Origin of the sequence: Sphingomonas aerolata (genome assembly GCF_003046295.1) — a bacterium.
Lineage (GTDB): Bacteria > Pseudomonadota > Alphaproteobacteria > Sphingomonadales > Sphingomonadaceae > Sphingomonas > Sphingomonas aerolata.
Map to the genome: position 1 here is coordinate 63271 of NZ_PZZN01000003.1, position 25210 is coordinate 88480.

A 25210-nucleotide genomic window follows, 5' to 3' on the forward strand; every position below is an offset into this window, starting at 1 on the left:
GAAAGGCACGATCCGATGTTCGACTATGAGACGCTGCGCATATTGTGGTGGGGGCTGATGGGGGTGTTGCTCATCGCCTTTGCGCTGACCGACGGGTTCGACCTCGGGGTCGCCACGCTTCTGCCGTTCGTCGCACGGACCGATTCCGAGCGCCGGATGGTGATCAACTCGGTCGGCCCGACCTGGGAGGGGAACCAGGTCTGGTTCATCCTGGGTGGCGGCGCGATCTTTGCCGCCTGGCCGTTCGTCTATGCGGTCAGCTTTTCGGGCTTCTACCTCGCGATGTTCCTCGTGCTCGCGGCGCTGATCCTGCGACCGGTCGGGTTCAAGTACCGGTCGAAGCGGCCGGATCCGCGGTGGCGGTCCGGATGGGACTGGGCGCTGTTCGTGGGCGGTGTCGTGCCGGCGCTCGTCTTCGGGGTCGCGGTCGGCAATGTCCTGTCGGGGGCGCCGTTCCGGCTGGACAGCGATCTGCGCGCCTTTTTCGACGGAAGTTTCCTCGGGCTGTTCACGCCGTTCACGCTGATCTGCGGCCTGTTGTCGGTCGCGATGCTGGTTTTGCACGGCAGCGCATGGCTGGCGATCAAGGTCGAGCATGGCCCGGTCCATGACCGCGCGACGCGGTTCGGGACATTGGCCGCGATCCTGTCGCTGGTCCTGTTCGCGGCCGGTTGGGCGTTCGTCGCCTGGACCGATATCGGGTTCCGCATCGTCGGGACCATCGATCCGGCGGGGCCGTCCAATCCGCTGCGCACGACGAGCGAAATCGCCGCGGGCGCGTGGCTGGCGAACTATGCACTCCATCCCTGGATGATGATCGCTCCGCTGCTGGGATTCGGCGGCGCGGTGGTCGCGCTGATCGGCATACGCCGACGGATCGAGAGTGCGGCATTTGCGGGTTCCTCGGCATCGGCGGTGGGGATCATCGCGACCGTCGGGCTGTCGATGTTCCCCTACATCCTGCCGTCCAGCATCGATGCGCATTCGAGCCTGACGGTCTGGAATGCGTCATCGTCCGAAAAGACACTCGGGATCATGCTGTTCGTCACCGTCGTCTTCCTGCCGATCGTCCTCGCCTACACCGCATGGGCCTTCAAGCTGATGTGGGGCCGCGTCACCGCGCACGAGGTCGCGACCAATCCCGATTTCTACTGATCACTCCGTGCGGCAAGGACGATAGATAATGTGGTATTTCAGTTGGGTATTGGGCCTCGGCCTTGCGCTGGGCTTCGGAGTGCTGAACGGCATGTGGCATGAATTCTCGTTGCCGGCCGATGACGAGATCGACGTACCGGACATGCCGTAGACAGTGTCGGGCAACATATCCTGACCGGCCCGTCCGGCGATATTGACCAGTCGGCGCCGAATTGATGCGGTCAATTCGGCGACCGGGCGCTATATCTCCCGTCATGCTTGCTGCAACCATCTGCGTCGACTGTGCGGTCCGCGATCAGTCGCTGTGCGGCAGCCTGACCAATAGCGAACTACATGCGCTCAATACCCTGGGTCGGCGGCGGATCGTGCGGCGTGGCGAGACGCTGATCTGGGCGGGCGAGGACAATATCCTGTGCGCCAATCTGCTGTCGGGCGTGCTCAAGCTCGTCGCATCGAGCGGTGACGGCCGCGAGCAGATCGTCGGGCTCCTATACCCCGCCGATTTTGTCGGGCAGCCCTATCCCGGGCAGGCGGATTTCAGCGTGTCGGCGCTGACCGACGCGGAAGTGTGCATCTTTCCGCGGGCGTCGTTCGAGCGCGTCCTGACCGATCATGCGCGAATGGAGCGGTTGCTGCTGCAACGCACGCTTGCCGCGCTCGACGAGGCACGATCGCGCATGCTGACGCTCGCGCGCAAGTCGGCGAGCGAGAAGGTCGCGGGGTTTCTCGTCGATATGGCGACCCGTGCCGCGGCGACCGGTTGCAGGGGAACGCCCCGCGGGCCGGTCACGTTCGACCTCCCGCTTTCGCGGGGTCAGATCGCCGACATATTGGGTTTGACGATCGAAACCGTCAGCCGGCAGATGACGCAGCTGAAGACTCGCGGCGTCATCGGCTTGCCCGGCGGAAGAGCCATCACCATTGTCGACCGCGACGCTCTCGCGGCGCGCGCCGATCCGGCATAGCGACGCCGGGAGCGACAGCAAGCTGCGCTCAGGGTGAAACGCTACGCGCCAGGCTGTCGGTCAGCCGCATCCTGGCGGCGCGCGTGAGGCGGGCATGCCCCAGGGTCAGGATCGCCAGCTCGGTGAAGTCGGTGGCACGGCGGCAGCCGTCGAAGAAGCATCGCAGCATATAGCCGAGCATGTCGGGCGCGAACCGGTCAGCCTCGATCGAGCGCGGATCAAGCGCGACGATGAGATCCTGCGCATAGACGGCGTCGGTCGCGCGGTGTGCGGCGACATGATCGAGCACCACGCCGATCAGCGGCTGTGACGGGGTTCGCCGGAACAGCGTGTCGAGCGTCGGCTCGAGGCCATCGTCGTGCCGTTCGGTCACCAAGGCCAGTCGCGCACAGATCCAGTCCGCATCTCGCGCCGAGGGTCTGATGGGCAAACAGTCTGCGCAATGTTCGAGAATGCTGCACAGGCTTCGCAGATCGGCATGCGCGGACAACAGGTCCGCGAGGTCGTCGTCGCGGATGACATGCCAGTGACGACACGCTCGAACCGGAGACGACTCGCCGTCGCGCGATGCCCGATCGACGCGCTGCGCCTTGCCGTCCTGCTTCGTGCCGTGCCCGTCCGTCATGCCGGCTCCTCCGGTCATCGCTCTGCCCGTCATGGCGAACCGTGGCATTGATTGTCGTCAAAGCGGCAGAGCACGGGATTGAGGCCGCGGCCACGACCGTCGCGGAGCCAAAACGTCGGCTGATATTCGGTGACGTTTACCGATGCTTAGGCGCGCCCGCCTATTCTCGGGCGGATCGCCGCGTCGTTCCCAAGACGCGGGATCGACGCTTTTTCGTAGCTGACCATAATGGTGGAAATGCCCGTCATTATGGGTCAATATATTTGCCAACGAGCTAGGTAATAATACAGTATTGGCATATATTTGTCGGATAGCATGGAGACTTCAATAGAAGACGATTCCGTTTCGACAATGAGCCAGCCGGGCCGTACTGTGGCCGGGTTGTGCATAGCGGCTGTCTTTGCCTGCGCGACGATCCCGTTGATCGGATGGATGCTGCGGATTCCCGTGCTGACGACGTTCGGTTTGGTCGAGCCAATGCCGCCGTTCGGCTGCATTGCCTTTGCCTGCATGGCGGCGGCGACCCTGATTTTGTCACGCGGACATTCCAGTCGCCGAGCCATGCCGCTGCTCGCCGTGCCGATCGCCATTGGTCTTGAGCGCCTGTTCGTCCAACTGGTCCTGCCGGCCGGGAGCCATGGAATCGATGGGTGGCTGTTTGCAGATGATGTCCGGACAGCCTTTGATCGCGCGATGACGGGGCCGGGCATTGTCGCCGATCTCATACTCGTCGCATTGCCCGTCGCGATCGGCGCAGCCGCGGCAAATACCCGCTCCTATGGACGGCTGGCAGCGGCACTCGCAGGCGGCAGTTTGGTGACTGCAAGCACAGCTTTATTGCTGATCCCGATGCTCCCGGCCCTGCATGCGACCGGGTGGCATCTGTCGTCGACGTCCCTGCCATCCGCGATCGGCGCGATGCTGCTGGCCCTGGCGGTACTTGCCTGGCGAAGTGATATTCTGGACGAGCCCGGTGCCTGGTCGCCTGAATGGCACATGTTGCGACTTGTTCTGCCGCTGCTGCTGGTCGTACCGGTGCTAGCGCCGCTCGTGGAAATGGCGAGCATCGAGCTTGCCGGGGTGTCTGCGGTCTGGGGCGAACTGATGACCGTTACGCTGAACTTCGTGGTGGTCAGCGCGCTCGTCACCTGGACGGTACGTAGCGGAGCACGCCACCGCGCCGCTTTGTCCGAGCTGACCCAGGCATTGAACGCCGCACCGATGGCGCTGGTCGATACCGATGACCGGATCATCCACTGGTCGCGCGGGTGCGAGGAATTATACGGGTGGCGTGCGCACGAGGCGCTCGGCAGGCAGAAGCATGTACTGCTCGCGTCGTGCACCGCCGACGGCAGCTTGGCGACGGGCTGCCCGCATGCCGATGGCGAGCGTGAACTGATCGAGCGCCGCCGTGACGGCAGTGCGGTGCACGTGATCGAGCAGGCGCGCAGGGTCGAGAAGCTGGCCCGTGCGCCGGCCCTTGTCCTGTCGATGACCGATATCAGCACGCGGCTCGAGATCGAGGCCGCGCTGCGCAAGAGCGAGGAGCGTCTCGCGCTCGCCAGCAGCGCGCACGAGGTCGGGGTCTTCGAATGGGAGGTCGCGACCGGGGCACTGACCTGGACCGCAGGGTCCGAGCAGCGTCTGGGGCTGCCGGCGGGAAGCCTGCATGATTATCCGAGCTGGGCGGCGCTGATCGATCCGGACGATCTGGCGGAGGTCGAACGTACGATCGCCGAAACCGTCGGCAAGCGCGCACCCCGCATCAGCTTCACCTATCGGCTCAGATTGCCCAACGGCACGCAGCGCTTTCTCGAGGGCTCTGCCCGGTGCTTCTATGATCAGGCCGGCGTCATGATCCGGACGACGGGGATCACGCTGGACATAACGCGGCACGAGGAGCGCGAGGCGGCGCTTCGCGTGCGCGAGGCGCAATTGCGGTCGATCCTTGAAACCGTGCCCGATGCGATGATCGTGATCGACGAGGCCGGCGCCATCCGCTCCTTCAGCGCCGCCGCCGAACTCATCTTCGGCTATAGCGCTGCCGAGGCGATCGGATTGAACGTGCAGACCCTGATCCCGGGCGAGCGCGAGGCGTGGCAGCAGGGGTATTTACGGCGTTATCCGGCCTCGGGCGATCGGCGTGGCGTTGGTCATGGCCGGCTTACCACCGCGCGGCGCGCGGACGGGAGCAGCTTCCCGGTAGAACTGCATGTCGGCGAGGCACTGGTCGACGGCGAACGCGTGCTGACGGGGTTCGTCCGTGACATTTCGGAACGGATCGCCGCGGAAGAGCGGCTGAGCCTCGTCCGGCGGGAATTGATGCAGGTCATCCGGTTGAACGCGGTCGGCGAAATGGCTGCGGCGCTCGCGCATGAACTCAACCAGCCGCTCGCTGCGATCGCGAACTTCGTCACGACCGCCGAATTGCTCCTCGACAGCGGCGCCGGCATGGATGGCGACCGGCTCAAGGCCATGTTGATATCGGCGAACGCGCAGGCCCTGCGGGCAGGCGACATCATCCACCGGCTTCGCGAGTTCATCGCCAAGCGCGAGTCCGAGATGCGGATCGAGCCCGTGGAGGCGACACTGCGTGAGGCCGTCACGTTGCTGACGTCCGGTGGACAGCATGCCGATATCGAGCTGAGCTTCGCGCTGTCCCCCGACGCCGACTTCATGCTCGCGGATCGGATCCAGGTGCAGCAGGTGGTCGTCAACCTGCTCCGCAACGCGTTCGAGGCGTTGGCGACATCGCCCGACGGCGCGCGCGGCGTCCTCATCGAGGCGCGGTTGAACAAAGCGGCGCTCGTCGAGATCAGCATCTGCGACAATGGTCCCGGCTTGCCCGATGCGATCCTGTCGCGGATGTTCACGCCCTTCACGTCATCGAAGGGGGAGGGGGGCATGGGCTTCGGCCTGTCGATCTGCCGCCGGATCGTCGAAGCGCATGGCGGCGAGCTGGTCGGCTTCAACGCCCCGGGCGGTGGCGCCTGCTTTCGCTTCACCGTGCCGCATGTCTGTTTGGAATAAGCCGTGAAAGGATGTCTGGATGCGTACCGTCTATGTCGTCGACGATGACGACGCCGTCCGTGCATCGGTGCAGGGGCTGCTGTCGACCCGTCCGAACCTGCTGATCCGCGGCTTTCGCTCCGGGGATGCGTTTCTGGCCGAGCTCAGCAGCCTCGACCCGGGTATCGTGCTGCTCGACCATCACATGCCCGGGACCACCGGGCTCGAGGTGTTGCGCAAGCTCGTGCCGTTCGCACCGCATTTTGCGCCGATCATCCTGACCGGGCAGGGCGACGTGCAGCTCGCCGTCGAGGCGATGAAGGCGGGCGCGCTCGAGTTTCTCGAAAAGCCGTGCGATCCGCACATACTGCTGCGCACGGTCGACGAAGGTTTTGCGCGGCTCGAAACCGAAACCGCGGCGGCGGATCGGACCCAGGCGGCGCGTCAGCGGATCGCGCGGCTCTCGATGCGCGAGACCGACGTACTGATGGGACTGATCGACGGCCAGCCGAACAAGGTGATCGCGCATGCGCTGAGCCTGAGCCCGCGGACCGTCGAGATTTACCGCGCCAATCTGATGGACAAGCTCGGCGTGCGCAGCCTGTCGGAGGCGCTTCGGATTGCCTTTGCCGCCGGCCTCGTGACGGTCGACTGACGATCGTTCGGTCCAAGGGGGTGTCGTTTGTGGCGTGTGCCGGTTAGGAAGGACCTGACGCCAAGCGGGAGTATCTTTTGGAAGCTGTATCGATCGTTCTGTTCCTCCTGCTCGCGGTAGTCCTGAGCGGGTCCATTTCGCGAATGCTCCCCGTGCCGGTGCCGACGCCTCTGGTGCAGATCATGCTCGGTGCGGTCATCGGTATGTCGACGTCGTACCGGGTCGCGCTCGATCCCGAACTCTTCCTGCTGCTGTTCCTGCCACCGTTGTTGTTCCTCGATGGCTGGCGGATCCCCAAAGACGAGCTGCTCAAGGACATTTCGACCGTGGTCGAACTGGCGCTGGGGCTGGTGCTGATCACGGTGATCGGCATGGGACTGTTCATCCACTGGATGATCCCGGCCATACCGCTTGCCGTCGCGTTCGCGCTTGCCGCAGTCGTCTCGCCGACCGATCCTATCGCAGTCTCGGCGATCGCCGCACGCGTCCCGATCCCGAAGCGGATGATGCACATCCTCGAAGGGGAATCGCTGCTGAACGACGCCTCGGGCCTCGTCTGTCTGCGCTTTGCGATCGCCGCGGCGCTGACCGGATCGTTTTCGCCGTCCTCCGCCGCGATCAACTTCGTCTGGGTTGCCGGCGCAGGCATCGTGGTGGGTGTCGGCCTGACGCTCGCGGTCACGCGCGCCAAAGCATGGGTATCGCGGCGGTTCGGTGAGGAATCGGGGTCGCAGATCCTCGTCAGTCTGCTGATCCCGTTCGGTTCCTATCTGCTCGCCGAACATCTTCACGCGTCGGGGATCCTCGCGGCCGTCGCGGCGGGCGTGACGATGACCTATGCCGAGATATCGCGTCAGGCGCTGCCGAATACGCGGATGCGGCGCAACTCGGTGTGGGACACGATCCAGTTCGCGCTCAACGGCATCATCTTCGTGCTGCTCGGCGAACAGCTGCCGGCGATCCTTGCGGGTGCCAGGACGACGGTCAAGATGACGGGGCATGACAGCACCGGCTGGCTTGCCGCTTATGTCCTCGCGATCGTCGCCGGACTCGCCGCCCTGCGGTTCGTCTGGGTCTGGGTGTCGTTGCGGCTGACGCTGCTGCGCCGACGCTATCGCGACGGGGTGACGGTCCACAGCCCGGACTGGCGGCTGGTCGCGGCGATGTCGCTGGCGGGGGTCCGCGGGGCGATCACCCTTGCAGGTGTCCTGACGATTCCGCTCGTACTCGACGACGGCACCGCGTTTCCTGCGCGCGACCTTGCCATATTCCTCGCCGCAGGGGTGATCATCGTGTCGCTGGTGCTGGCGAGCGTCGGCTTGCCGATCCTCCTCAACGGCCTGACGATGCCGCCCGAGCCGTCGCTGCTCGCGGAAGAGGATGCGGCGCGGGTCGCGGCGGCGGAAGCGGCGATCCGCGCGGTCGAGCGGTCGCAGCATGAGCTGGCCGAACGAATGGGCGACGGCGATTTCTATGCGGCGGCGGGTGGCCGGGTGATGGACATCTATCGCGACCGGATCGACAGCCGCAGCGGCTCCGCCAAGGCGTCCGCGGCCGCGCGGGTGCAGGACCGGATCGAGCGGGACTTCAAGCTCGTCGCGCTCCAGGCCGAACGCAGCACGATCGTCGACCTCGCGCGCGATCGCCGGATCGGCAGTGCGACCATCCGCAAGCTGGTCCGTGAGCTCGATCTCGTCGAGGCCCGGTATCGCAGCTGACGGTTTAAGAGAACCTCAGACCGGAGCGCCGGGGTTGGTCAGCGTGGAAAGCCATGCCGCCACATCGTCGGGCCGGGTCACGGGGATCATGTGGCCGCCCGCGACCAGCGTGAGCGCCGCGGCGGGATAGGCGTCGGCGAGACCCTGGCCGTGCGCCAGCGGATCGAGCACCGCGTCGTCGCGTCCGAACAGGATCGCGGTCGGAACGGACAGTGAGGGATAGCGGGCGACCATCGCCGGCAGATCGGCATTTGCCGCGGCGAGATCTGCCGCTGCTCCGGCAAAGGCCGATGGGCGACCGATCAATGCGCCGCCGCCACGGGTCGCGAAATCGTCGGGTACCGGATCGGGTGCGAAGACGATGCGCGCGCCGCTGGGTCGTGCGAGCAAGGCAGCGGGCGTGGCGACCGTCCATGCCAGCGCGCTGCGCATCGCGCGCGTACCGATAGCGCGCGTCGCGACGATCTGCGGCACGGTGGCGAGCGGCTGGGTCAAGGGTGCGATCAGCGCGAGCCCGCCGACCTGCCGCGGATGATCGAGCGCCAGCGCGAGCGCGATTGCACCGCCCAGCGAGTGGCCGACGACGAGCGGTCGGTCGAGCCCCATCGCGGTGATGAACGCCGCGACATGCGCGGCTTGTGCACGGATATTGGCCTGCGCGATCGGCGCCGAATAGCCCGAGCCGGGGCGGTCGATCAGGATCACGCGGTGATCCGCACCCAGTCGGTCGAGCAAAGCATAGCCGAAGTTGCGCATCTGCCCGCCAAGCCCGTGGATCATCACGATCGCCGGGCCCGTTCCACGTTCGAGATAATGCATCCGTCGCCCGTCGATATCGATGAACCTGCCGTCGGCCGGCACGCGGCGTTCCGCGCGGTTCGCCGCGAGCCTGGCAAACAGCACAAGACCGGCCACCACACCGAGCGCGAGGCCGGCCGCACGCGTCGCCGGATGGCGAGGCGGCGTGGGCGCCGCGCGGTAGTTCTCATTCATATGCGTCATCGGCCGACACATAGATTGCGCCGACAGGTCACGCCAAGCCTCCGCGAGGCCGGTATGCAACCCGCTTGCGAAGCAGCAGGCGCAGGCGGCATGACACGGGTATTACAACCGGGCCGGGCGGGTGCGCCGGATGGGAGATGGCGATGACCGACATGATGGCGATCCTGGCGGCGCAGCGCGCGGCATCGATGGCAGCGATGCCCGAGCCGCTGTCGGTCCGCAAGGACCGGCTGAAACGGGCCGCGGCGATGATCCGCGAGTCCGCCACGCGGTTCTGCGATGCGCTGTCGGAAGATTTCGGGCACCGGAGCCGCGAGCAATCGATGATCACCGACATCGCCGGATCGATCGCGCCGATCACCCATGCGATCAAGCATCTCGACCGCTGGGCGAAACCGGAGCGGCGCGCGGTCCAGTTCCCACTCGGGCTGCTCGGCGCGAAGGCCTGGGTCGAATATCAGCCCAAGGGCGTGGTCGGGGTGATCGCGCCGTGGAACTTCCCGGTCAACCTCATCATGGCGCCGCTCGCGGGCATCTTCGCCGCGGGCAACCGTGCGATCGTCAAGACCAGCGAATATACCCCGGTCACCGGCGCGCTGTTCGAGGAGCTCGTCGGGCGGTATTTCGCGGCGGACGAATTGGCCTTTGTCGGGGGCGGGCCGGAGGTCGGCAAGGCGTTTGCCAGCCTGCCGTTCGACCATCTGCTCTTCACCGGTGCGACAGGCATCGGGCGCCATATCCTCCACGCGGCCGCCGACAATCTCGTCCCCGTGACGCTGGAGCTGGGCGGCAAGTCGCCGGTGGTGATCGGCGAGGGGGCGGATATCGCGCGCGCGACCGAGCGGGTCGCGCTCGGCAAGATGCTGAATGCCGGCCAGATCTGTCTCGCCCCCGATTACATGCTGGTCCGCGACGCCGACGAGCCTGCCGTAGTGGCCGGCCTGACGGCCGCGGCCAGCGCGATGTATCCGACATTGCTCGACAACCCGGACTATACGTCGCTGGTCAGCGACCGTCACATGGCGCGGTTGAACGACTGGCTCGACGATGCCCGAACCAAGGGCGCGCGGGTCGAGATCGTCAATCCGGCGGGCGAGGACTTCAGCGGTGCGAACACGCGCAAGATGCCGCTCCACATCGTCCGCGACGCGACCGATGACATGATCGTGATGCAGGAGGAGATCTTCGGTCCGGTCCTGCCGATCCGTCGATATGACGATATCGACGACGCGATCGGCCAGATCAATCGCCGCGACCGGCCGCTTGCCCTCTATCACTTCGGCAGCGATGCGGGCGAGCGTCGCCGGTTGCTCGATCGAACCGTGTCGGGCGGCGTCAGCCTCGACGACGTGATCCTCCACGTCTCGATGGAGGATCTGCCGTTCGGCGGCATCGGCCCGTCGGGCATGGGCGCCTATCACGGTGCAGACGGGTTCCGCACCTTCAGCCATGCCCGCGCGGTCTTGCGGCAGGCGCGGTTCGACGTCGCCAGACTGGCTGGCCTGAAGCCCCCCTATGGCGCAACCGCACGCAAGGCCGCGGCGCGGCTGATAGGATGAACCGCGCGTCCATCCGATCAGCCGCGCCCGGCGGTAGTCAGAAGTCCTTGCGCAGCAGCAGCCCGGCATAGCGCTGGTCGTCACGCGGGACGAACCGGACAGTCCCTGCGAACGTCCCCGCGGTCAGGAATGACGAATAGGACGTGTTCGTCAGGTTCTTCACATAGGCGCGCAACTGCCAGCCCGACTGATCGCTGAGCAGGGCGACGCTCGCATTCCAGATCGCATAGGCGGGCTGCACGGTGCTCGGCGTCTGCGCCAGCGCATATTGCACCTTGCTGCTGAACGTCACGTCGCTCTGCAGTTCGAGCGCGAGCGTGTCGCTGAGCGCGAAGCGGTACGCCGCATTCTCATAGAGCTTGATCTTGGGGGCGTAGGGGAGCGGCTGGCCGTCGATGTTGCAGCTCGTCGGCGCACCCGGCGGGCAGAGGAAATTGCGCACCGTGGCATCGGTATAGGCGGCCGAGATATCGAGCGTCAGGCCCTTGGTCGGGCGCAGCGTCACGTCCGCCTCCGCCCCGCGCGACCGCACCGAGCCGGCGTTGATCAGGCGGCTGACCTGCGCGCCCGCGACGACGTCGTTGAAGCTTGCCTGATACCCGTCGAAGTTCGTCGTGAACGCGGCCAGGCTGTAGCTCAGTGCACGGTCTGCGGTGCTGCCCTTCAAGCCGATTTCGTAGGAGTTCGAGGTCTCGGGGCTCAGCGGAACCTCGTCGAGCGGCGTCGTCGCGTTGAGCGACCGCATGTTGAAATACACGTTATACGCGGGGCCCTTGTAGCCGCGCGAAAAGGTGAAATAGGTCTGCGCATGATCGCCGAGATCATATTGTAGACCGAGCCGGTAGCTGTCGCCACGCCGATCGAGCCCGTCGCTGGCATTGTGATAGGCGCGCACGCCGGGTCGATCGAGCGCCGCTGCGCCGGTATTGAGGGGATCCGCGCTCGACGTGCGGACATGATAGAAGTCCAGGCTGTCCCAGGTCGAACGATAGCCCGCGATACCACGGAAGCGCGGGGTGAAATTGACGTTGGCCTCGCCGAACAACGCGAAATTGTCGTTGGTGATGCCGTAGTTCGCGACACCCGTCGTCGTGCTGCGCGCGCCACCAGCGGCGAGCGACGTCAGCGTCCGCTGATAGGTCTCGTCGGTGGTGGCGTGGAGATAATAGGCGCCAAGCACGTAATCGATCAGCCCGCCCTTGGGCGATGTGAGCCGCAGCTCCTCCGAGAACTGCTTGGTGTTGACGTGGCCAGCGTCCTGCCCCGACGGGAAGGCGGTCGAGAGCGCGGCGACGCTGTCATAATCCTGACGCTGCGTGTTCAACCACTGCCGCCAGCCGGTGATCGAGGTGAGGTGATAGTCGCCGAGCGTCAGGTCACCCGTGAACGAGCCGCCGTAATTTTCGTCGCGCACGTCGGTGATCGTATCGTTGTTCGTGCGGCGGTTACTGGCGTTCGCACCGATGCCACTTGCCGTAAGCGCGGCAGCCAGGTCGGGCGAATTGGTGACGGTGCCGGTGGGGTAGGCGGTCCGGCTGGTGCTGGCATAGACGCTGGTCGGGGTGGTATCGCGCGAATTGAGATAGTCGCCGATAATCGTGAACTTGAGCGCGTCCGACGGCGTGATCACCAGCTTGCCGCGCGCACCGTAGCGTCGATAGCCGTTGACGTCGTCGTTGCGCGTGACGTTGCGGACATTGCCCTTGAAGTCGTCGTAAAGGCCGCCGATCAGCGCCTGGACCTTGCCGGGCACGATCGCGCCCGAGATGCCGGCCTTGATCCGGTATTCCTCGTCCGACGTGACGCCCGCTTCGCCGAACATCCGGAACTCGTCGGTCGGATTGCGCGTGACGATGTTGACGACGCCCGCCGACGCGTTCTTGCCGAACAACGTGCCCTGTGGACCACGCAGCACCTCGATCCGCTCGACCTCGCCCAGGTCGAGCGTCGACTGGCCGGGGCGGGTGAGGACAACGCCGTCGAGCACGGTCGACACCGACGGCTCGACGCCCGGCGAAGTGGTGATCGTGCCGACGCCGCGAATGAAGATCGTTCGGTCCTTGTTCGACGCACCGCTGCGAAAGCCGACCGCGGGGATCGTCGCGGCGATGTTCTCGACGGTGTTCAACTGGCGTTCGGCGAGCGACTGCCCGCTGACGGCGGAGATCGCGATCGGTACGGACTGGAGGCTTTCGTTGCGAAAGCGCGCGGTGACGACGACGTCTTCGCCGGTGTCGGCGGCAGGCGTCGCCGCCTTGGGCGGCGCGACTGCCGGCGCCGCGGCCGTGTCCTGAGCGAATGCCGGCGCGGCCAGGGTCGCAAGCGCGGTGCCGGCCAGCAGCGCCACATGGCGTGGATCGATCATGATATCCCTCCCGAAGATGATGTCGTCTTTTAAATCCCATTCAGCCGATGGGTATATAGATCTGGATGCAGCCGCATCGTATCAGCTTTAGTGCCCCTCGACCGGGCGCAACCGCGGCAGCAGCAGCTGGATCCAGCCGACCGCGAGCAGATAGGAGACGCTGGCGAACAGAAACAGCGGCAGGTAGCCGAGCCCGGCGGTCAGTACGAGGCCGGCGACCTTGGCGATCACCATACCACCGACATTGCCGCTGAACGAGCCGAACGCGGTGACCCGGCCGAGCTTGTCCTGCGGCACGACGTCGGCGATCAGCGCGAACAGGTTGGTCGAGAACGCCTGGTGCGCGGCGAGCGTCAGCGCCATCAGCGCGATCGTGACGGGATAGCTGCCGACGTAAAGCACGAGCGGAACGGGCAGGACGCAGAGCGCGGCAACCAGCAATATGCCCTTGCGGACGGCGTTGACGCTATAGCCGAGGCTCAGCAACCGGGTCGCCACGCCGCCCCCGAGCAGCGAGCCAACCGCCGCGCCGCCATAGGCGATGGCCAGCGGCACGCCGAGCGCGACTCCGCTCAGCCCAAATTGGCGGTGGAAAAAGTCGGGCAACCAGAAGAGCATCAGCCACCAGGTCGCGTCGGACAGGATCTTGGCGACCGCGATCGCCCAGGTCTGGCGATTGCGCAGGATCGGGCCATAGTCGCCGACCGGTGCCGCGGCATCTACGGCGCCCACGGGCTGCGAGGTGAAGCGCAGGCGACGGGTCGCGATCAGCCAGACCGCTGCCCAGACGAGCCCGAGCGCGCCTGCGACGACGAACGTCCCCCGCCAGCCGACGAGCAGCGCGACGCCCGGAATAGCCAGCGGCGCCAGGATCGCACCGATGCTGTTGGCCGCATTGGTCGCGCCGAACCCGCTCGATCGCCAGTTCTTGGGCAGCACCGACGCGATCGTCTTGATCCCGGTCGGCGTGCCCATCGCCTCGGTCGCGCCCAGGCTGACGCGGATCATCACGAACTCGGTCATCGATCGCGCCCAGCCATGCGCCATCGCGGCGATGCTCCACGCCGCGACACCGATCGGGTTCGCCCATTTCACCCCGAGCTTGTCGACGATCCAGCCGGTGAACAGGAACGCGAACGCCGCGCCGCCCTGGAACCAGGCGGCGAGCGTCCCGTAATCATCGTCGCTCCAGCCGAGATCGGCGGCGATCGTCGGCTTCAGCACGGCGATGATCTGGCGATCGACGAGGTTGAGGATGCCGGCGGTGACGACCAGCGCGAACAGCAATGTGCGGCCACGGGCGCTGAGTTGCGCGACGGTCTTGATGGGCAAAGTCATAGCGGGCCAGCATGGACGAGAGGACGATGGATGCGAGCCAGTTTCTCTTGTCCGCGTCGGTTATTTGATTTCAGTCGGTCTCAGCGGCCAGGCCTGCGTCCTAGACGACCAAGGGACCATGCTCGATCCGCGGCAGCACGTGGCGTGCGAACAGGTCGGCCTCGGCGGCGTGCGGATAGCCCGACAGGATGAACGCATCGATTCCTTCGGCCCGGTAGGCGTTGAGCTTGGCGAGCACCTGGTCCGGATCGCCGACGATCGCGGCCCCGCATCCCGACCGTGCGCGGCCGATCCCGGTCCACAGATTGGCTTCGGCATAGCCATCGTCGGATCCCTCGCGCAGTTCGGCCTGGCGACGGACGCCGGCGGACTGCGAATCGAGCGAACGCGCGCGGATCGCCTGGCCTTCGGCATCGTCGAGTTTCGACAGCAGACGATCGGCCGCGGCGCGGGCTTCCGCCTCGGTCTCGCGGACGACGACATGGACGCGGTAGCCGAAGCGCAACGTGCGGCCGTGGCGTGCGGCGCGGGCGCGGAGGTCGGCGATGATCGCACGGACGCCGTCCATCGTGTCGGGCCACATCAGATAGACGTCGGCATTGGTCGCCGCGGCCTCCCGCGCGGCCTCGGACAGGCCACCGAAATAGAACGCGGGACAGCGCCCGGACACGGTGGTGGTCCGCGGAGGGTCGAGCTTCAGCTTCCAGAAGTTGCCGTCATGGTCGAGCGGCTTGCCGTCGAGCAGCGTGCGCAGGATGTGCATCGCCTCGACGGTGCGGGCGTAGCGTGGCGCGCTCGCGAGCGTTTCGCCGGGCAGGTCGCTGGAAATGATGTTGATCGCCAGCCGACCGCCGAGCATCTGGTCGATCGTCGCGATCTGGCGGGCGAGCTGCGGTGGCCAGCTTTCGCCAATCCGTACCGCCATCAGCAGTCGCAATCGCCTGAGCATCGGTGCGATGCCCGCGGCGAACGCGGTCGTGTCGATGCCGAGCGTATAGCCCGAGGGCAGCAGGATATTGTCGTATCCCGCCGTCTCGGCCTGCATCACGATGTCGCGACAATGCTCCCAGCTCGATTTCAGCGCGGGGTCGGGGACGCCGAGAAACTCGTAATCATCGTCGCACAGCGCGGAAAACCAGCTGATCTCGCAGGGTGGAAGGCTTGCTGACGGATCGATCATGGCAGCGAGACACCCATGCCGGCCTGCAGCACCGCATACCATTCGCTGCGGGTCCATTCGACCTTGTACGCATCGGCCGAGGCTGCGATCCGCGCGGGGGTCTGCGAGCCGACGATCGGGATGATCCGCGCCGGATGCGCCATGATCCAGGCCAGGGTCGCGGTCGCGGCGTCGACGCCGTAGCGCGCGCCATGCTCGGCGAGCAGCGTTGCCGCCGGGTGATCGCCCTGCGCCAGCCGACCCCCGCCAAGCGGCGACCATGCCATCACCGCGACGTCGTGCGCCATCGCCTGATCGAGCGTGCCATCGAACAGGGGTGCGGTCTGGAGCGGGGAAAACTCGGGCTGGGTGCTGACGATCGGCTGGCCGAGAAACGCCTGCAACGCGGCGAATTCGTGAACGCTATAGTTCGAGACGCCGATGCTGCGCACCTTGCCCGCCTCGACCATGCGCGTCAGCGCCGCGGCGACCTCCTGCGGATGGGTCATGAAATCGCGGCGGTGGATCTGGTACAGGTCGACCTGTTCGATCGCCATCCGCGTCAGCGACGCGTCGAGGGCGTCGGCCAGATACTCTGCACTGGAATTATACGGAATGCCGGGACGGATGCCCGCCTTGGTCGCGATCACCATCCTTGCGCGCAGGCTGCGGTCCTCGGCCAGCGCGCGCCCGAACAACGCCTCTGCCGAGCCGAAGCCCGCCGGGACGTCGCAGCCATAGATGTCGGCGGTGTCGAAGAAGTTGATTCTCGCACCCAGCGCCGCGTCGATCATCGCGCGGACCGGCGCGGTTTCTCCGGCCAGCCGCCACATGCCCCAGGCTATCGGCGAAACAAGGATTTCGCTCTTGCCGAGCGGGCGAAGGTCGTTGGAAAGGCGGATAGTCGTCATGCCGACGGCTCATGGCATAGGGATAGACAGCTTGGTAGCCACGATCAGATACGGTGTCGTCGGAACGGGCATGATGGGCGTCGAACACATCCGCAACCTGGCGATCCTGCCCGGTGCGGAGATCGTTGCGATCGCGGATCCGGTCGCGACCTCGATCGACTGGGCGACCGAGGCGCTGGGCGACCGGGCCGATGGCGTCGCGCGGTTCGACTCGGTCGAGGCGTTTGCGAAGCGCGCCGATGTCGATGCGATCGTCATCGCGTCGCCGAACAATACGCACCGCGACGTGCTCGAGCAGCTGTTCGCGATGGACGCCGCGATCCTGTGCGAGAAGCCGCTGGCGACGACGATCGACGATGCGCGGTGGATCGTCGAGCGTGCCGCCGCGCACGTCAGGCCGTTCTGGACCGGGATGGAGTATCGCTTCATGCCGCCTGCTGCCGCCTTTATCGAGCAGGTCCAGGCGGGCCGGGTCGGCCGGTTGCAGATGCTCGCGATCCGCGAGCACCGCTTTCCCTTCCTGCCCAAGGTCGGCGACTGGAACCGGCTTGCGCGGAACACCGGCGGCACGATGGTGGAGAAATGCTGTCACTTCTTCGATCTGATGCGGCTGATCGTCGGGTCGGAAGCGGTGCGCGTCCATTGCTCGGGCGCGATGGACGTGAACCATCTCGACGAACTTTATGACGGCGAGCGCCCGGACATCATCGACAACAGCTATACGACGGTCGATTTCGCGAACGGCGTGCGGGCGATGCTCGATCTCAGCATGTTCGCTGATGGTGCGGAGAATCAGGAGGAGATGTCGGCGACGGGCGATGCGGCGCGGCTCGACGTGCTGATTCCTGCCGGCGAGCTCGTCTATTCGCCACGGGTCGGATTTCTCAACCCCAAGGCGGTCGAGCGCAGTCATGTCTCGGTCGATCCTGCGGCCCGGGCCGCAGGCTCGCACGAAGGCGCAACCTATTATCAGCACGCCGCTTTTGCCGCGGCGGTACGCGGCGAGGGACCGGTGCAGGTCACCGCGGAGGATGGTCTGCGCGCGGTCGCGATCGGTACCGCGGCGGAGATCAGCGCGCGGGAGCACCGCGTCGTGACGATGGCGGAACTGGGCGTCTGACACGGCCGCGGGGTTGCGCGCCATCCGCCGGGCGCGCACAGGCTGTGGCGAAATCACGCCCAGGAGGTCGATATGCCCGTGAAGGTCATTGCGTTCGTTTCCGTCAAGCCCGGCCATGAGGAGGCGTTCATCGACGCCGCCCGCATCTGCGCCGCGGCGTCGCGGAATGAACCGGGGGTGCTCCACTACGATCTGTGGCGCGAGGCCGATGGCGACCGGCGTTTCGTGTTCAACGAGCTGTATGTCGACGATGCCGCGGTTCAGGCACACATGGCGTCCGACCATTTCAAGGCGCTGGGTGTGGCGTCACGCGACCTCGCCGCCGCGCGTCCGACGATCATCGCGACGCATCCGGTCGACGTTGCAGGCTGAGGCGACACCGCGGCCGCGACGCGCGCATCCGTGAGGGGCTAACGCGCGCCGCCTGCGGCCGAGCATCCGCCATGGTCGTGACGTTTTCTCTTACGGTATAGGCGACGGATGGACACGCAGGGTCTGGAGGCCGTCTTCCTCGCCAACCGCGATACGCTGCTCCGCTTTCTGTCGGCGCATGGCGCGGGGGATGCAGCGGAAGACCTTTTGCACGAGCTCTGGATCCGTGTGCGGACGCCGCGCGGCGGACCGATCGCCGCGCCGCTGGCCTATCTGTACCGCGCGGCGCACAATCTCATGCTCGACCGTCATCGCGCGGTCCGGCAGGCCGCCCGACGCGACAATGACTGGAGCGACGCGGTCGGCGCCACGGTCGCGGGCCAGTCCGATGCGCCGTCGGGTGAGCGCGTGCTGATCGCGCGCGAAAAGGCGCGGATGGCAGCGCGCGCGCTGGAGGCGATCGGCGAACGCGCCGCGGCGGTGTTTCGCCGCCACCGGATCGACGGGATCGCCCAACGTGCGATCGCGGACGAGATGGGCGTGAGCCTCAGCACCGTCGAAAGCGACCTGCGGCAGGCCTATCGTGCGATGATCGCGTTGAAAGGGCGGCTCGATGAGGTTTGAGGCGAACGTCTCCGTCAAGCCAGTCAGGAGGCCATGATGGCGCAGGACGACACCGCATTGGACGCACAGGCGCTCGACTGGATCGTGCGGACGGGCGATCCCGCATTCGACGACTGGCCCGGCTTCATGGCGTGGATGGAGGCGGACCCGACGCATGCCACGCGCTATCACGCGCTGAGCGCCGCGATCGATGATGGCGTCGCATCGTTGCGCGCGCCGCAGGCGGGGGCGGTGGCGCAGCCGATCGCCAAGCCGGCACGACGCGCGCCGCAGCGGATAGGACGGTGGGCCGGCGGGGCGATCGCCGCATCGCTGGCGGTCGTCGCCGGCCTTTCGGTCTATGAGCGCCGCCCCCAACCCTATGCCGTCGAGGCGGCGCCGGGGGCCGCGCGGACGATCCTCCTCGCTGAGGGAAGCCGGATCATGCTCGCCGGCGGGTCCCTCGTGACGATCGATCGACGTGATGCGCGCATCGCGACGCTTGATCGTGGCGAGGCGATGTTCGTCGTCGCGCATGATGCGGCGGATCCGTTCGAGGTCCGGGTCGGCGAGACGCGCCTGGTCGATGTCGGCACGGCCTTCGACGTCAAGCGGACCAGCGACGGCATGCGCGTTGCCGTGTCCGAAGGTGCGGTCGACTACGATCCGGGTCCGAACGCGATCCGGATGACGGCGGGGCAGGGTGTGGTGGCCACGCGCGGCGGTGTGATGCGGATCACGGTCGATGCCACGGCGGTCGGATCGTGGCGCGAGGGGCGGCTGGCGTTCGAAAATGCGCCGATGACCGAAGTCGCGGACGATCTGTCGCGAACGCTGGGCATCACAATCGCGGTGGCACCGGAGATCGCCGATCGCCGCGTCCGTGCGACGATCGCCACGGCAGGGCTCGCGCGTGATCCCACGCCGCTCGCCGCACTGCTAGACGTGACGATGCGGCGGTCCGCCCAGGGTTGGACGATGTCGGCCCGGTGATCCGGCGGGGCGGGGTCTTTGTCGTTGCGGTGGCGATCGCCGGGCTGACCGCTGCGTCCGCGGCGGCGGGGCCGGTATCGCTCGACCTGCGCGCGGGCCGCCTGGGCGACTCCGTCCTGGCACTGGGGCGGCAGGCCGGGGTCAGCATCGCCGTCGACGACCCGGTCCTGTGGGCACGGCCCGTCCCCGCGATCCGGGGACGCTTCACGGCCCGGCAGGCGCTCGCGAAGCTCGCACGGTCGACGGGGTCGACGATACGATCCGCAGGGGCCGGAGGGTGGCGTCTGGTCGCGCGTGCCGCGCCGCCACGTGCGGTAAAGCGCGGTCTGCGGGGGGCGACCGCGAATGCCGCGCCGGCAGTCCCGACCATCGCGGGGGCCGATATCATCGTCGCCGCGAGCAAGCGGGACACCCGGCTGCGCGATTTCGCCGGGCAGGTCGCACATCTCGACGGGATCGACCTGGCGCTTGGCGGCGCGGGGGGCAGCGACGCGGTGCTGGCGCGGCTCGCGAGCGTATCCTCGACGCATCTCGGTGCAGGGCGCAACAAGCTGTTCATTCGCGGTATCGCGGACTCGAGCTTCACCGGGCCGACGCAGACGACTGTCGGCCAGTATCTCGGCGACATCCGGCTCAGCTACAACGCGCCCGATCCCGACCTGCGGCTCTACGACATCGCGTCGGTCGAGGTGCTCGAGGGGCCACAGGGAACCCTATACGGCGCAGGATCGCTCGGTGGCATCATCCGCACCGTTCCCAATGCACCAGTGATCGACGACAAGACGGCCGCCATCGCGACGGGCGTGTCCGCGACGACGCATGGCGACCCCGGCGGCGACATCGGCGCGACCCTTAACCTGCCGGTTATGGAAGGCCGGATGGCGCTGCGCATCGTTGGCTATGCGGTGACGGAGGGCGGGTATATCGACAACCCGACGCTCGGGCAGAGCGACGTGAACCGCACCAGCATCGCCGGCGGGCGGGGTACGCTGCGCGTCGATCTGGGGCGCGACTGGACGCTGGATCTGGGCGGCGTGTACCAGCGGACCCGCGGCGACGACAGCCAATATACCGATCGCGACGCACCGCCCCGCACGCGGAACAGTGCCGTCGTGCAGGGCTTCGGTGCGGACTACCGAATGGGCGACCTGGTCGTATCGGGCACGCTTGGCGGCCTGATGCTGCGATCGTCGACGGCGATCGTCGGGCAGACGCTGACGGAACGCTATGACGCCACCATGGTGGACGGCGATCCGCGGCTGTTCGTGCAGCGCAACGCGACTGCGATGCTGACCAACGAGACCCGGCTGTGGCGGCCGATGCGCGCCGGCTTCGGCTGGGTGGTGGGCGGCAGCTTCACGCACAACCGTACGCGGCTGTCGCGCGCGCTCGGCGCAGTCGAGGCACCGGTGCCGGTGACGGGCGTCACCAACCGGATCGACGAAGCGACGCTGTATGGCGAGGGCAGCGTCGCGCTGTTCCCTGGATTGATCGCGACCGGCGGCGCGCGCGTGACACGGGCCGCGCTGTCGGGAACGGGCCAGGATCTGGCGGAGGCCCTCGCTCCGGTCGCGCTGGCAAGGGCGCAGGTCACCGCCAGTCGTCGTGAAACCAGCCTGTTGCCGTCCGGATCGCTGATCGCAACCGTGCTGCCGCGGCTGTCGCTCTATGCCCGGTACCAGCAGGGGTTCCGGCCCGGCGGGCTCGCGATCGAGAGCGACTTCGTCCGGCGGTTCCGCAACGACAGGGTCCGCACGATCGAAAGCGGCATACGGTTCGGGCAGAGCGGGATCGATCCGGTATCCGTGTCGGCCGGGCTGTCGCATACGCTCTGGGACGATATTCAGGCGGACTTCATCGACGGGTCGGGGCTACCGAGCACTGCCAATATCGGCAACGGCCGGATCTGGTCGGCAAGCGCGGCGGCCGCCTGGCGACCGGTCGCCGGGCTCACGATCGACGCCGGGCTGACCTATAACGACAGCCGGGTGACCGAACCCAGCCAGGCCTATGCCCTGGCGTTCGCGCGGATGAGCCAGGTTCCCAATATCGCCCGGTTCGCAGGGCGGTTGGGGCTCGACTATAGCCGGCCGCTCTGCGGTGACCTCGACCTGCGGGTCTACGGCTGGGCGCGCTATGTCGGCCGCTCCCGGCTCGGTATCGGCCCGGTGCTCGGGGAGGAGCAGGGCGATTATCTCGACACCGCGCTGACAATGCGGGTCGGCCGGCCGACACTGGGTCTGACGCTCGGCGTGACCAATCTGACGGATGGCACCGGCAATCGCTTCGCGCTTGGCACGCCGTTCCAGATCGGCAGCGGCCAGATCACGCCATTGCGGCCTCGCACGTTGCGCCTGGGGATAGACGCGGCATTCTGAAAAGCTGCGCAGCCCGGCAAGGCTGCGCGGCAATGGTTCCGTCCTGTGTTCGAAACATATTCGAAAAGGGACCTGGTTCATGCGTCGTATCCTGCTTGCCTCTACCTGCCTGATGGCGGTCGTTCCGGCCCATGCGCAGACCACGATCGAGACCAAGCGCACCGATGCGGTGCGGACCTCGACCGTGAAGGCCGGGGCGCCGGATGCGATCCGGATCACGACGGCGGGATCGGTGACCCCTGCCGGCGGCACGGCGGTGACGATCGACAGCGTGCATGCCGTCACCAACGAAGGCACCGTCCAGATTACCAATGCGGACAATGTCACGGGCATTCTTGCGGTTGCGGGGACCGGCGGCGGTATCACGAACAGCGGCAAGATCATCGTCGACGAGACCTATGAAGCGACCGATGTCGACAAGGATGGCGATCTCGACGGCCCCTTCGCGGCGGGCAGCGGCCGTACCGGCATCCGCACCGCGGGCGCCTATAGCGGCGCCATCGCCAATACGGGCGCGATCACGGTCGAAGGGAACGAGTCCGCAGGGATCTGGCTCGGCGGCCCGCTGTCCGGTGCGCTCAAGACCGAGGGCACGATTGCGGTGACGGGGACGAACGTCGTCGGCGTACGGGCGGGCGACATTACCGGCAACGTCCGGCTCGCCGGAACGGTCGCGGCGATCGGGCAGGGGGCCGTGGCGGTCCGGCTCGATGGCGCGATCACCGGTGCGCTGGTGGTGCAGGGTTCGCTCGGCGCGACCGGCTACCGTACCACGACCGCGCCGGCGGATCCGTCGAAGCTCGATGCCGACGACCTGTTGCAGGGCGGCTCGGCGCTGGTCGTCGCGGGCAACGTATCTGGCGGGATCATCTTTGCGGTGCCGCCAAAGGATGCCAGCACGACCGACAATGACGAGGACAAGGACGGGATCGACGACAGCAAGGAAGGATCGGCGTCGGTGACCGCCTATGGCGCGGCGCCCGCGGTCCAGATCGGGTCGGCGACAAATGCGGTCGCGATCGGCGCAGTCGCGGGCAGCGGCACGAATTTCGGGCTGATCGTCGATGGCGGCATCGGTGGCAGCGGTGTCTATGCGGGTGTCACCGCGACCGGCCTGTCGATCGGCGGCCTGGGTAGCGCCGTGTCGATCACCAACGGGATCGCGGTCAACGGCACGGTCCAGGCGCAGGCCAATGGAGCGAGTGCGACCGCGATCCGGATCGGCAGCGGCACGACGACCCCCGAACTGCGCAATGCCGGGACGATCGCGGCGGCAGGCGGCGGCACGACCGCATCGCTGTCGAGCGCGGTCCTCGTCGAGGCGGGCGCGACGGTCGGCACGATCCGCAACAGCGGGACGATCAAGGCGAGCGCACAGGCAGCCGATGGCAGCGCCACCGCGATCCTCGACCGGTCCGGCCGGGTGACGCTGGTGGAGAATAGCGGGGCGATCACCGCAAGTGGTGCATTAGCGACCTCGGAGCGCAACGTCGCGATCGACCTGTCCGCAGCGACGGCGGGCGCCACCGTCCGCCAGACCGCGGTCGCGGCGGGCGTCACGGCGCCAAGCATCGTCGGTGACGTCCGGTTCGGTACGGGGAACGACGTGTTCGAGATCGCCGATGGCACCGTGTCGGGCACGACCCGGTTCGGCGGCGGCGCGAACCGTCTCGCGCTGTCGGGCGACGCGGCCTATGCGGGGACGGCGCTCTTCGGCACCGGCAATGACACGATGGCGCTTGCCGGTACCGCGGTGTTCAGCGGCGCGGCGGATTTCGGTGGCGGGGCGGACACGCTGACCATCGGCGGGACGTCGCGCTTTTCGGGCACGCTCGCCAACAGCGGCGGGCTGGCGGTGACGGTCGCGGGCGGTACGCTCGACCTGACCAAGGCGGCGACGATCGCGTCGCTGACGATGGGTTCGGGCAGCGTACTCGCGGTGACGCTGGACAAGACCGGGGGGACGGGGACGTCGATCACCGTCGCCGGGGTGGCATCGTTCGAGAAGGACACCAAGCTCGCGCTCAAGCTAGCCAGCATCACGGGTGCGGAAGGACGGTACACGGTCCTGCGCGCGGGGAGCCTGACCGGTGCTGCAAACCTGACCGCCTCGACCACGCTGTTGCCGTTCCTGTACAAGGGGAACGTCGCGACGGGCACGGGCAACGACGTTGCGATCGACATCGTCCGCAAGACCACGGTCGAACTCGGCCTCAACCGCTCGCAGACCTCCGCCTACAACGCAGTCTATGCGGCGCTCGGAACCGACGCCAAGGTTGGGCAGGCGTTCCTGAACATCAATGACGGCGACGCATTTCGCGGATCGCTGCGCCAGATGCTTCCGGATCACGCCGGCGGGACATTCGAGACTGTGACGATGGGCTCGCGTGCGACCGCCCGGGTGATCGCCGACCCGCACGGCCCGTTCAAGGATGAGGGCCAGTGGGGCTACTGGGTCAGCCAGGTCGGCTGGGGCACGTCGAAGAGCATCGGCGATACCGGTGGCTATGACGTGACCGGCTGGGGCGTCTCCGGCGGGGCCGAATACAAGACCGGGCTGGGCAATTTCGGTGCGTCGCTCGCCTATCTCAGCGGCCGCGATGCCGATGAGGGGACCAGCAATGAGGTCAGCTCCAACCAGTATGAGCTCGCGGCCTATTGGCGTGGGCACTGGGGTGGGCTGAACGCCAATGCCCGTGCCTCGGGTGCGCGGATCGGGTTCGACGGCGTGCGGCGCTTTGCTGGCACCGCGGGGACCGAGGCGGTCCAACGCGTGTCGAGCGCGGACTGGAACGGCACGCTCTACTCGGCGTCGGGCGGCCTGTCCTATGATGCCGATCTGGGCAATATCTCGTTCCGGCCGATCATCGCGGTCGATTATTACAAGCTGAAGGAGGACGGCTACAGCGAAACCGGCGGCGGCACCGCGATCGATCTGGTCGTCCAGTCGCGCAGCAGCGACGAACTTGCGGTCACCGGCAGCGCGGCGCTCGGTCTCGATCTCGGGGGGCAGAATCAGGACGCAGGCTGGTTCCGCTTCGAGCTCGAGGGCGGGCGGCGCGAACTCGTCGGCGGGGGGCTGGGTGCGACGACCGCGGCCTTTGCCGGCGGGACCGCGTTCACGCTGACACCCGAGGAGCGGACCAGCGGGTGGGTCGGCAAGCTGCGCGCGGTTGGCGGCAATGCGGCGTTCCGCTTCGGCGGCGAATTCAATGCCGAGGAGCAGCAGGGACGTGCCGCATTGTCGCTGCGCGCAAGCCTGCAGATCGGGCTGTAACGACGG

At 67.1% G+C, this 25210-nt stretch carries 20 protein-coding genes; 13 read left to right on the forward strand and 7 right to left on the reverse strand.

Going from position 1 to position 25210, the window contains the following annotated elements; genetic code table 11:
* The first annotated feature begins 15 nt into the window (after positions 1-15).
* The 3 genes from cydB (at position 16) to C8J24_RS12900 (ending at position 2120) form a co-directional block, all read left to right on the forward strand.
* Positions 16-1155: a cytochrome d ubiquinol oxidase subunit II gene (gene cydB / locus C8J24_RS12890; protein ID WP_107932984.1), complete on the forward strand. Its 1140-nt coding sequence runs from the start codon at positions 16-18 to the stop codon at positions 1153-1155.
* 28 nt (positions 1156-1183) lie between these two features.
* Positions 1184-1306 (forward strand): cytochrome bd-I oxidase subunit CydX, encoded by a 123-nt coding sequence (gene cydX, locus C8J24_RS12895; RefSeq protein ID WP_031440400.1) that lies wholly within the window; start codon positions 1184-1186, stop codon positions 1304-1306.
* A gap of 103 nt (positions 1307-1409) precedes the next feature.
* Positions 1410-2120 carry a Crp/Fnr family transcriptional regulator gene (locus tag C8J24_RS12900; protein WP_056407603.1) on the forward strand — a complete coding sequence of 237 codons (711 nt, stop codon included), beginning with the start codon at positions 1410-1412 and terminating at the stop codon, positions 2118-2120.
* 28 nt (positions 2121-2148) lie between these two features.
* Here C8J24_RS12900 and C8J24_RS12905 read toward each other — a convergent pair whose 3' ends face one another.
* Both C8J24_RS12905 and C8J24_RS17590 read right to left on the reverse strand, forming a co-directional pair.
* A complete protein-coding gene (locus C8J24_RS12905; protein WP_107932986.1) occupies positions 2149-2745 on the reverse strand; it encodes a hypothetical protein in 597 nt (198 codons plus the stop codon).
* 254 nt (positions 2746-2999) lie between these two features.
* Complete coding sequence (locus C8J24_RS17590; RefSeq protein ID WP_166747851.1) at positions 3000-3335, reverse strand: hypothetical protein; 336 nt, start codon at positions 3333-3335, stop codon at positions 3000-3002.
* A gap of 103 nt (positions 3336-3438) precedes the next feature.
* Here C8J24_RS17590 and C8J24_RS12910 point away from each other — a divergent pair, with 103 nt between their 5' ends.
* From C8J24_RS12910 to C8J24_RS12920, 3 genes are all read left to right on the forward strand, one after another.
* The gene (locus tag C8J24_RS12910) at positions 3439-5775 is read left to right on the forward strand and encodes a PAS domain S-box protein (protein ID WP_167396760.1); all 2337 of its coding nucleotides are present in this window, start codon (positions 3439-3441) and stop codon (positions 5773-5775) included.
* A 19-nt stretch (positions 5776-5794) separates the two neighbouring features.
* Positions 5795-6409, forward strand: a complete 615-nt coding sequence (locus C8J24_RS12915; protein ID WP_031440397.1) for a response regulator transcription factor — start codon at positions 5795-5797, stop codon at positions 6407-6409.
* 77 nt (positions 6410-6486) lie between these two features.
* Entirely contained in the window at positions 6487-8127 is a 1641-nt protein-coding gene (locus tag C8J24_RS12920) for a Na+/H+ antiporter (protein WP_208620966.1), read from the forward strand.
* Positions 8128-8142: 15 nt separating this feature from the next.
* On the opposite strand, the gene C8J24_RS12925 is transcribed toward C8J24_RS12920, so the two are convergent.
* Positions 8143-9129, reverse strand: coding sequence for an alpha/beta fold hydrolase (locus C8J24_RS12925; RefSeq protein WP_244180705.1), 987 nt, complete (start codon positions 9127-9129; stop codon positions 8143-8145).
* Between the two features lie 152 nt (positions 9130-9281).
* Between C8J24_RS12925 and C8J24_RS12930 the strand changes: the two genes are divergently transcribed.
* Positions 9282-10688: a coniferyl aldehyde dehydrogenase gene (locus C8J24_RS12930; protein WP_420894120.1), complete on the forward strand. Its 1407-nt coding sequence runs from the start codon at positions 9282-9284 to the stop codon at positions 10686-10688.
* A 37-nt stretch (positions 10689-10725) separates the two neighbouring features.
* Here C8J24_RS12930 and C8J24_RS12935 read toward each other — a convergent pair whose 3' ends face one another.
* From C8J24_RS12935 to C8J24_RS12950, 4 genes are all read right to left on the reverse strand, one after another.
* The gene (locus C8J24_RS12935) at positions 10726-13053 is read right to left on the reverse strand and encodes a TonB-dependent receptor (protein WP_107932990.1); all 2328 of its coding nucleotides are present in this window, start codon (positions 13051-13053) and stop codon (positions 10726-10728) included.
* Positions 13054-13140: 87 nt separating this feature from the next.
* Entirely contained in the window at positions 13141-14391 is a 1251-nt protein-coding gene (locus C8J24_RS12940) for an MFS transporter (protein ID WP_107932992.1), read from the reverse strand.
* 100 nt (positions 14392-14491) lie between these two features.
* Positions 14492-15571, reverse strand: a complete 1080-nt coding sequence (locus C8J24_RS12945) for an LLM class flavin-dependent oxidoreductase (protein ID WP_107932994.1) — start codon at positions 15569-15571, stop codon at positions 14492-14494.
* Positions 15568-16461: an aldo/keto reductase gene (locus C8J24_RS12950; protein ID WP_107932996.1), complete on the reverse strand. Its 894-nt coding sequence runs from the start codon at positions 16459-16461 to the stop codon at positions 15568-15570. The genes C8J24_RS12945 and C8J24_RS12950 overlap by 4 nt, the downstream gene beginning before the upstream one ends.
* A 43-nt stretch (positions 16462-16504) precedes the next feature.
* On the opposite strand from C8J24_RS12950, the gene C8J24_RS12955 reads away from it, so the two are divergent.
* The 6 genes from C8J24_RS12955 to C8J24_RS12980 all read left to right on the forward strand — a co-directional run bounded on the left by C8J24_RS12955 (position 16505) and on the right by C8J24_RS12980 (position 25204).
* The gene (locus tag C8J24_RS12955; RefSeq protein ID WP_107934184.1) at positions 16505-17581 is read left to right on the forward strand and encodes a Gfo/Idh/MocA family protein; all 1077 of its coding nucleotides are present in this window, start codon (positions 16505-16507) and stop codon (positions 17579-17581) included.
* Positions 17582-17653: 72 nt separating this feature from the next.
* Positions 17654-17953 (forward strand): putative quinol monooxygenase, encoded by a 300-nt coding sequence (locus C8J24_RS12960; RefSeq protein ID WP_031394383.1) that lies wholly within the window; start codon positions 17654-17656, stop codon positions 17951-17953.
* 108 nt (positions 17954-18061) lie between these two features.
* On the forward strand, positions 18062-18577 hold the full coding sequence (locus C8J24_RS12965; RefSeq protein WP_107932999.1) for an RNA polymerase sigma factor: 516 nt from the start codon (positions 18062-18064) through the stop codon (positions 18575-18577).
* A 36-nt stretch (positions 18578-18613) separates the two neighbouring features.
* On the forward strand, positions 18614-19549 hold the full coding sequence (locus C8J24_RS12970) for a FecR family protein (RefSeq protein ID WP_167396761.1): 936 nt from the start codon (positions 18614-18616) through the stop codon (positions 19547-19549).
* Complete coding sequence (locus C8J24_RS12975) at positions 19546-21927, forward strand: TonB-dependent receptor (RefSeq protein ID WP_244180708.1); 2382 nt, start codon at positions 19546-19548, stop codon at positions 21925-21927. The genes C8J24_RS12970 and C8J24_RS12975 overlap by 4 nt, the downstream gene beginning before the upstream one ends.
* 79 nt (positions 21928-22006) lie before the next feature.
* Positions 22007-25204: an autotransporter outer membrane beta-barrel domain-containing protein gene (locus C8J24_RS12980; protein ID WP_107933003.1), complete on the forward strand. Its 3198-nt coding sequence runs from the start codon at positions 22007-22009 to the stop codon at positions 25202-25204.
* Positions 25205-25210: the final 6 nt, after the last annotated feature.